Source organism: Xanthomonas sp. SHU 308, assembly GCF_000364645.1.
GTDB lineage: Bacteria > Pseudomonadota > Gammaproteobacteria > Xanthomonadales > Xanthomonadaceae > Xanthomonas_A > Xanthomonas_A sontii.
In genome coordinates this window covers 1-8,576 of record NZ_AQOK01000495.1, presented here as the reverse complement: position 1 = coordinate 8,576, position 8,576 = coordinate 1, and the positions used below count along the sequence as shown (strand labels likewise).

The following is an 8,576-nucleotide window of genomic DNA, read 5'->3' as shown; positions in this document are numbered from 1 at the left end:
CCCGCCGCATCGTGTTCGTGCAGGCGCTGCCGGCGGCGCTGGCGATCGTGGCCGTGCTGCTGGCGTACTGAGCCGCACACCGCACACCGCACACCGCACACGCGACGCTGCGATCAGGGCGAGGCCGTGGCCGGCGCGCGTGGCGACACCCACATGGCGATGCGCGCGAAGCACACCACGTGCTCGTGCGTATCGCGGATCTCCACGCTGACCGGCAGGTCGTAACCACGCTCGGCGGCGACGATCGCCACGTCCGGCGTGGCCACCGCATGCATCGGGCCGAGCGCCTTGCTGCGGTATTCCACCTGCATGCCCTTGGGGATCCAGCGCATCGACGGCGGCAGGCTGGCGTCGACCATCACTCCACCGGCCAGCTCCGCCAGGTTGCACAGGGCGATGGCGTGCACCGTGCCGATGTGGTTGCTGACGCGCCGCCGGTGTGCGATGCGGGCCTCGCAGCGGCCCGGCTGCAGGACGGTGATGCGCGGCGCGATGCTCGCGAAGTAGGGCGCCTTGAAACACACCGCGCGCGCGAACAGCCAGGAGCCGGCCGGCCAGCGTTGCATGCGGCGATAGAGCGAAAGCAGGTGGCTCATGGCTGTCTCCTCAAACCCACGACGGCGGACCGAAGTCCGCCGTCGTGGGTGTCGCATGGCCAGGACGATCAGGCCGCTTCGCGCGAATGCCCGTCGTCGGCCGCCGCCGCGGCACGCTGGTAGTAGCTCGCCGAGCGCAGTTCGTCGGTGTCGAAGTCGTCGACGCTGATCGTGTCCATGGTGATCTCGCGCAGCTCCTCCAGCTGACGGCGCTCGTCGGCCGACAGCACGCCTTGGCGCACCGCCTCATCCAACTGCGAGGCGAAGTCCAGCGATTCGATGCCCTTGCTCTTGAGCGCCTTCAGGAACTTGCGCTCCACCGGCTCGGCCAGCACCGCCTTGGTCAGGTAGCTGGCGATGCGGCCGCCGGGGTTGTTCTCGCATGGGGTCAGGAACACGCCCTGGCCCAGGCGATCGCGGGCTTCGTTCGGCGTCATCAGCAGCGCGGCGACGCGGTGGCCCAGGCGGTCGCCCGGCGCTTCGGCGCGGCGGCCCCACGGGAAGATCAGCGCCCACATCAGCCAACCGACCGGACGGATCGGGAAGTTGCGCAGCGCCGCCGACAGCGCCAGCTCGATCTTGTGCACGCTGTCGTGGAAGGCCCAGGCCAGCAGCGGCTGGTCGGTGGCCGGCGCGCCGTCGTCGTGGTAGCGCTTGAGCATGGCGCTGGTCATGTAGATGTGGCTCAGCACATCGCCCAGGCGCCCGGACAGCGACTCCTTGAACTTCAGCTTGCCGCCGAGCATCAGCATCGACACGTCGGCCATCAGCGCCAGGTTCGCCGAGTAGCGGTCCAGCTTGCGGAAGTAGCGGCGGGTGTAGGCATCGCCCGGCGCGGCGCCGATGCGTGCGGCGGTCAGGCCGAACCACAGCGAACGCACCGCGTTGGAGATGGCGAAGCCGATGTGGCCGAACAGGTTGCGGTCGAACTCGTCGACGCCGGCCTTGTGATCCGGATTGCCGGCGGCCTTCATCTCCTTCATCACCCACGGATGGCACAGGATCGCGCCCTGGCCGAAGATCAGCAGGCTGCGGGTCATGATGTTGGCGCCTTCCACGGTGATCGCGATCGGCGCGGCCTGCCAGCTGCGGCCGGCGAAGTTGCGCGGGCCGAGGATGATGCCCTTGCCGCCGACCACGTCCATCACGTCGCTGATGACCTCGCGGCTCATCGTGGTGCAGTGGTACTTGGCGATCGCCGACGGCACCGACGGCACGTCGCCGCGGTCCACCGCCGCGGCGGTGGCCTGCGACAGCGCGCTGATCGCATAGGCCTTGCCGCCGATCCGCGCCAGCGCCTCTTCCACGCCTTCGAAGCGGCCGACCGACAGGCCGAACTGCTTGCGGATGCGCGCATACGCGCCGGTGACGACCGCGCCGAACTTGGCGCCGCCGCTGGCGGTGGAGGGCAGGGTGATCGAGCGGCCGACGGCCAGGCACTCGTTGAGCATGTTCCAACCCTTGCCGACCATTTCCACGCCACCGATCAACTGGCTCAGCGGGATGAACACTTCGCGGCCATGGATCGGGCCGTTCTGGAACGGCGAGTTCAGCGGGAAGTGGCGGCGGCCGATCTCGACCCCCGGGGTCTCGCGCGGCAGCAGCGCCAGGGTGATGCCGATGTCCTTGGTGTCGCCGATCAGGCCTTCCGGGTCGTACATGCGGAACGCCAGGCCGACCAGGGTCGCCACCGGGGCCAGGGTGATGTAGCGCTTGTCGAAGGTCAGCTTGACGCCGAGCACGTTGGCGCCGTTCCACTCGCCCTTGCAGACGATGCCGTAGTCGGGGATCGAGGTGGCATCGGAGCCGGCGAACGGACCGGTCAGGCCGAAGCAGGGTACTTCCTGGCCCACCGCCAGACGCGGCAGATAGTAGTCCTTCTGCTCCTTGGAGCCGTAATGCAGCAGCAGTTCGCCCGGGCCCAGCGAGTTGGGCACGCCGACGGTGGAACTGACCACGCTGGAGACCGAGGCGATCTTCTGGATCACCTTGTGGTGGGCCAGCGCGGAGAAGCCCAAACCGCCGTATTCCTTCGGAATGATCATGCCGAAGAACTTGTTCTTCTTGATGAAGCTCCAGATCTCCGGCGGCAGGTCGGCGTGGACGTGGGTGATTTCCCAGTCGTTGGTCATCCGGCACAGCTCTTCCACCGGGCCATCGAGGAAGGCCTGCTCTTCGGCGGTCAGCTGCGGCTTGGGATAGTTCAGCAGCTTCTGCCAGTCCGGGTCGCCGGTGAACAGCTCGCCTTCGAAGCCGACCGAGCCGGTTTCCAGGGCGATGCGCTCGGTCTGCGACAGCGGCGGCAGCACCTTGCGGAACACCTTCAGCATCGGCGCGGTGAGCAGCGGCTTGCGCACGAACGGCAACAGCAGCGGCATCGCGACCACCGCCAGCAGGACGGCCGCGACGATGGTGGCGACGTGGTTGGCGCCGAGCAGCCAGCACGCGACCAGCAGCGTGGCGCTCAACGCGGCCCAGACGGCGAGCCGCATGCGGTGATAGGCGGCGAACGCGCCGGCCAGCAACAACACGAGGAAGGGGGCAATGATGCTCATGGGCGTGCTCCGGGGAGGTACTCGGTGACGGCGGACGATGCGCCGGCGCAGGCCGGTGGCAGGGCGTCCAGGTAGTGCAACACAGTGGCGGTAAATGCGGCGTTGTCGTCGCCGGCCAGCATATGCGTGGCTTCGGGCAGATGCGCATGCTGCGCATGCGGCACCAGCGACAGGAACTCTTCGATGGTCTGCGGCGTGACCAGGTCGCTGCGGCCGCCGCTGATCAGCAGCAGCGGGCACTGCACGTGTGCGGCGGCCTGCGCGATAGCGCCCTGGTGCTGGTCGCTGTCGCGCGCCAGCTCTTCGACCAGGCGCGGATCCCAGTGCCAGTACCAGCGGCCGTCGGCGTGCTGGCGCAGGATGCTGCGCAGCGCCTCCGGCGACTTGCGCGCACGCTGTGGCAGGTAGGCGGCGATCGCGTCGCCGGCCTCGTCCAGGCTGGCGAAGCCCTGCGGATGCGCGGTCATGAAGGCGAGGATGCGTTCGACCCCGGCCGGCTGCCAGCGCGGGGTGATGTCCACCAGCACCATCGCGCGGAACAGGCCCGGCCAGCGCGATTCGGCGATCAGCCCGAACAGCCCGCCCATCGAGGCGGCGACCAGCACCGGTGGCGGCGACATCTCGCCGGCGATCACGATCAGGTCGTCGGTGAACTGCTCGCCGCGATAGGGCAGGTCCGCCGGGTTGCGTGCGGAGTCGCCATGGCCGCGCGCGTCGTAGGCGACGCTACGGTACCCATGCGCCTGCAGCGCCGTGGCGGTCGCCGACCAGGCATGCCGGGTCTGGCCGAAGCCATGCGCGAACAGCACCGATCCCCCTTCGCCGGGACCGGTGACGGTCGCGGCCAGCGCCAGCTCGCCGGCACCCGAGAGGGTAGCCGAGGCGGCATGCGGGACGGTGGCGGAGGCGGAAACCATACGAGATAGTATGGTTGCTCTGCGCGGCATGTCAATACGATGCAGTATGGGTGCGAAAAGCCAATGCTGCCGGGCATTTGCGCCGCCCTCGTGAAGGCCACATACTGCAACCGACGTCCCCGTATGGTTAAATCCACGGATGAATACCGCGCCCGCTCCTTCCTCCGACGACGGCGCCGCTTCCGGCGGTGGCCGCAACAACCGGCTCAGTGCCGAAGACTGGGCGCAGGCCGCCCTGGACCTGATCGCCGAACAGGGCGTCAGCGCGGTGGCGGTGGAGCCGCTGGCGCGGCGCCTGGGCGTCACCAAGGGCAGCTTCTACTGGCACTTCCCCTCGCGCGATGCGCTGCTGCAGGCCGCGCTGGAGCGCTGGGAACTGGTCGAGCAGCAGCAGGTGTTCGGCAGCCTGGAAGAGGTGCCGGATCCGCGCACGCGGCTGCGCGCGCTGTTCCAACTGGTCGCGCACGAGGTCAAGCCGCACATCATCTACAGCGAGTTGCTGAAGGCGCTCGATCATCCCGCGGTGCGGCCGGTGATCGACCGGGTCTCGCAGCGGCGCATGGAGTATCTGATCGCCTCGTTCCGCCAGGCCGGGCTCAGCCGGACCGATGCGCAACATCGCGCACGCCTGGCCTATGCCGCCTACGTCGGCTTCCTGCAGCTTTCGCTGCAATTGCACCAGCCCAAGCAGGCGCGCGAGGACTTCGAAGCCTACGTCGAACACGTCATCGTGACCTTGATTCCCGGCTGATCCCTGTGCAGTGGCGCCGTCGGCAGTGAATGCTGACGCATACCTGGTGATCGCATAAAAAAACTGGCGCATAAAAAACGGCCCCTTTCGGGGCCGTTCTTGTTACCGGAACATCCGTCGGCATCAGAACCGCTGGGTGTATTGCATGAACAGGTAACGGTCGTAGTCCAGCATCGGATCGATGGACGAGGAGCTGTTGTTGGTCAGCGAGTAGGTGATCGGCGGCTGCTTGTTCCACACGTTGCGAGCACCCACGGTGACCGCGCCGTTCCAGGGGGCCGACCAGGTCATCGAGACGTCCTGATAGGTGATGGCGCCCTTCTTGTTGGCACCCACGCCACCGCCCCAGCCGGCGTTGGGGGTCTGGTAGTCGGGCTCGTTGCACTCTTCGGCGTACTGGCAGTAGTCGCGGTAGCCGCCGTAGTAGCGCAGGTTCCAGCTGGCCGACAGGTCGCCCTTGACCCAGTTCACGCCGAGCGTGGCCCGAACGCGCGGGTAGTTCCAGTAGCCCGCGTAGTCGTTCCAGGGGCTGCCCTTGTCGCTCTGCTGCCGGAACGCAACCAGGTAGTTGCTGTCCAGTCGCAGCGAGAACTGGCCGACCGCGAATTCCGGCAGGCGATAGTTCGCGACGAAGTTGTAGCCTTCGGTTTCCAGCGCGCCCAGGTTGGTGTTGCCGCGGCTCAGGCTGACCACCTGGCCGGTGGCAGCATCGCGGGTGTAGTTACAGAACGAGGTGACGCCGTTGTAGCACTGGTTCAGCACATAGGTTGCGCTGACCGCGGTGATCACGTTGGAGATGCTGATCTTGTACCAGTCGAGCGAGAAGTCCAGGCCCTGCACCCAGTGCGGGCTGAAGACCAGGCCGACCGTGCGGGTCTTGCTGTATTCCGGCTGCAGCGTTGCGTTGCCCACCCCGGCCTGGAACGCGGAGTTGCTCTGCGTTTCGCGGGCGCTGACCGGCCTACCGGCGTTGTCGGTCTGGCGGAAGTTCGTCGAGAGGCCTTCCGAGGCGCAGCGCGCTGCCACGGCGGGCGTGGACAGCTGGCCGAAGCGCGCATCGCACGGGTCGGTGAACGGATCGAAGGACTGCGAGCCGCCGCCGAAGGTGTCGTCCAGGGTCGGGGCGCGGAAACCCTTGCCGTACGTGCCACGCACCAGCAGATCCTCGACCGGCTTCCAGGTCAGGCTGAACTTGCTGTTGGTGGTGTTGCCGAACCGGTCGTAGTCCGAATAACGGCTCGCCACGTCGAACGAGAGTTCCTTGGCGAACGGAACGTCCTTCAGGACCGGAATCATCAATTCCAGGTAGGCTTCGTTGGTCTTGTACTTGCCCGTGGTCGGCGCGGCGGCCAGGTCGGTGGTGTAACCCGCGCTGGAGAGCTGGTCCGGGTAATCGTAGCCGCTGACTTCGCGGTGCTCGACGCCTGCCGCGAACGCGAATTCGCCTGCCGAACCCGGCATGTCGAACAGGCCGCCGGTAATGTTGGCGAAGTACTGCTTGCTCACGCTCTGCTGGGTGGCCTGGCCGAGGGTGCTGATGTACTTCAGCGCGTCGGCGGTGGACGCGGACGGGCCGCCGAGGATGTTGAATGGCGTGCACTGCCCGGCTGCCAGGCTGGTGCCCAGCGCGATCGGGTTGGCCGCGGTACCGCACTGGACGACGCCCTGGGCGTTCAGGAACGACGGTCCCAGGGCCTTCTGCAGCGCCAGCAGGTTGATGTTGCCGGTGCCGACCTGGGTGACGTCGTACTTGTTGTAGTTCATGCCGACGTCCCAGTTCCAGCCATGGGTGCCGACATTGAACGCGCCTTCCAGGGCGGCGTCGAAGTGGAAGCTCTTGACGTTGTTTTCAGAGACGCGCGGGATTTCCGTGATGCGACGGAACCACGAGGTGATGTCCTGGCCGACCGGGTTGTAGTAGCTCTGGCCGCTGATGGAGACCGGGAAGGTGCGCTGCGAGGTCGCGCTCAGCGGATAACCGCCGACCTGGCGCGTGGAGTCACGCTCGGAGTACATCGCCGTCGACTTGAAGGTGATGTTCTCGTTGAGATCGAAGCTGCCGGAGGTGAAGACCGACTTGGTCTCATTGCCCTGCGCCAGCATCATCTGCTGGGTGACGTTGAAGCGATCGTCGGTGGTCAGGCCGTTGTGGTAGTTGGCGAGGTTGCGCGAATCGGCGCCGACGCCGTTGCCGTCCCACGAACCGGTGTGGTTGAGGACGTAGGTGCTGCCGTTGTAGTTGAAGCGGCCCCACGGGCCGGTGGCGCTCAAGCCGTCCAGCGGGTGGTTCGGCCCAAAGGTGGTGCGGGTCAACTCGCGGTCCTTCGCGAACACCGGATCTTCCTTGGTGTAGCTGGCGCCGAACACGAGCGAGGAGTGGTCGCCGCTGGCGCCCAGGGTGATCGAGTACGACTGCTTCTGGCCGTCGCCGCGGCCGTTCTGGCCGAACAGCGCCGAGGCTTCGGCACCTTCGAAATTCTTGCGCAGGATGATGTTGACCACGCCGGCAACGGCGTCGGAGCCGTAGATCGCCGAGGCGCCGTCCTTCAGCACTTCGATGCGATCGATCAGGGCGCTGGGGATGGTCGACAGGTCGGTGTAGCCGGCCAGGCTGGAGGTCCAACGCTTGCCGTTCACCAGCACCAGGGTGCGCTGCTCGCCCAGGTTGTACAGGTTGACGTACTGGCCGCCCTGTTCCGCGTTCGAGGTCAGCACCGCTGCCTTGCTGAACGTCTGGGTGCCGGAGACGGTGAGGTTCTGCAGGATGTCGCCGACGCTCACCAGGCCGGACTTCTTGATCTCCTCAGAGGATACGGTGAAGACCGGCTGGGCGGTCTCGACGTCCACCGAACGGATGCGCGAACCGGTGACTTCGATGCGATCCAGGTTGGTGGCGCCGCTGGTGCTCGCATCCTGAGCGAAGGCTGCGCCAGTGCTGCCGCCAGCGCCCACGACCAGCGCGAGCACCACTGCATCGCGCAGTTTGTTGGTCTTGCAATTCATTAGTTATCTCTCCGAATGAGATTGGGTAAAGCCCATGGTTGCCTGTGGGCGGAATCGAAAATGCGATTCCAAATCCCTTCAGGGTGCCTGGATGGTATCCCGGTCGGAGGAAGAATTAAAGTCCCGTTAACAAAGCGGTGTTTCGACGTGAATTGGAGTAAAAATCACGTATCCATCACAAAGTGCGGTGTGATGAGGCGGCGCTTGCCGCAAGTGCTCGCTACAGATCCTGCTCGTAGCGCACGTAGGGGATGGTCCCCTCTTCGGTGCTGATGTTGTTCGGCGAGAACGGGTTCTTGCCGCGGGTGATGACGTTCTCGGCGCCTACGGTCAGCTGGCCGCTCCACGGGGTGCGCCAGGTCAGGCCTACGCCCAGGCCGGTCCACTTGCCGGGTTGGCCGGGGGCGTCGACGACACGGCCGATCACGTTGGCGCTGAACGAGCCGTAGCCGCCGCCGATGCTCAGGCTCTTGCTGTCCCAGCGGTCGAGCATGGCCGGGGTGGCGTCGGCGATCGGCACCAGGCGCGCCTTGGCGTAAGTGCCGCCGATCGAGACAAAGCCCTCGCGGCCGATGTTCTGCTGCGCGAAGACGGTCAGGTCGTTCTGCTCCATCCGCATCGACGGCGTCTTGTTGGCGCCGGCCAGCCAGGCGGGGAGGTTCTCGCGGCCGGTGCCCGCCGACAGCGACAGGCGCCCGCCGGGGCGGTTGAAGGTGGTTGTGGCGGCGACATGGTGGCCGGTGGTGCCGTCGTC

General features: G+C 66.7%; 5 protein-coding genes and 1 pseudogene. 1 reads left to right on the top strand and 5 read right to left on the bottom strand.

What is annotated here, in order from left to right; all coding sequences use genetic code 11:
* Positions 1 to 113: 113 nt before the first annotated feature.
* The 3 genes from D588_RS0114960 to D588_RS0114950 form a co-directional block, all read right to left on the bottom strand.
* Entirely contained in the window at positions 114 to 596 is a 483-nt protein-coding gene (locus D588_RS0114960; RefSeq protein WP_017916562.1) for a hotdog fold domain-containing protein, read from the bottom strand.
* Positions 597 to 664: 68 nt separating this feature from the next.
* Positions 665 to 3,151, bottom strand: coding sequence for an acyl-CoA dehydrogenase (locus D588_RS0114955; protein WP_017916561.1), 2,487 nt, complete (start codon positions 3,149 to 3,151; stop codon positions 665 to 667).
* Positions 3,148 to 4,068: an alpha/beta hydrolase gene (locus D588_RS0114950; RefSeq protein ID WP_017916560.1), complete on the bottom strand. Its 921-nt coding sequence runs from the start codon at positions 4,066 to 4,068 to the stop codon at positions 3,148 to 3,150. Before D588_RS0114950 ends, D588_RS0114955 begins: the two co-directional genes overlap by 4 nt.
* A gap of 139 nt (positions 4,069 to 4,207) precedes the next feature.
* Between D588_RS0114950 and D588_RS0114945 the strand changes: the two genes are divergently transcribed.
* Positions 4,208 to 4,819 carry a TetR/AcrR family transcriptional regulator gene (locus tag D588_RS0114945; protein ID WP_017910473.1) on the top strand — a complete coding sequence of 204 codons (612 nt, stop codon included), beginning with the start codon at positions 4,208 to 4,210 and terminating at the stop codon, positions 4,817 to 4,819.
* Between the two features lie 123 nt (positions 4,820 to 4,942).
* Here the strand turns inward: D588_RS0114945 and D588_RS0114940 are convergent, their stop codons facing one another.
* Positions 4,943 to 7,822, bottom strand: a complete 2,880-nt coding sequence (locus tag D588_RS0114940; protein ID WP_017916559.1) for a TonB-dependent receptor — start codon at positions 7,820 to 7,822, stop codon at positions 4,943 to 4,945.
* A 220-nt stretch (positions 7,823 to 8,042) separates the two neighbouring features.
* A pseudogene (locus D588_RS0114935) lies at positions 8,043 to 8,576 on the bottom strand (hypothetical protein); the annotation flags it as partial.